This window comes from Mesorhizobium sp. M2D.F.Ca.ET.226.01.1.1, from assembly GCF_004022705.2.
Taxonomy (GTDB): domain Bacteria; phylum Pseudomonadota; class Alphaproteobacteria; order Rhizobiales; family Rhizobiaceae; genus Mesorhizobium.
Genome location: NZ_RZOY02000098.1, coordinates 1 through 312, shown reverse-complemented (window position 1 = coordinate 312; position 312 = coordinate 1). Strand labels below are relative to the sequence as shown.

Genomic DNA, 312 nt, shown 5'->3' with positions numbered 1-312 from the left:
GTTGATCCAGCCCGCCATCACGCTCGGCTTCGCCTTCGGCGCCTCGGTCACCCGTAGATCGCGCTCGGCCATGCTCGACGTCTTGAGCGACGACTATGTGCTCACCGCCCGCAGCAAGGGCGCCTCGGCGCGCAGCGTCATCTGGCGCCATGCCTTGCCCAATGCGCTGATCCCGGTGGTGACGCTGAGCGGCATCGAATTCGGCTATCTCCTCGGCGGCGCCGTCATCGTCGAGCAGATCTATGCGCTGCCCGGCCTCGGACGGCTGGTGCTGGACGCGATCCTGCAGCGCGACTACGCGCTGGTGCAGGG

1 protein-coding gene is annotated in these 312 nt (G+C 67.9%); it reads left to right on the top strand.

Going from position 1 to position 312, the window contains the following annotated elements; translation table 11 throughout:
- Window positions 1–312 (top strand): ABC transporter permease (locus EN869_RS33935; RefSeq protein ID WP_135916150.1); only part of this gene is annotated, 312 nt, incomplete at both ends.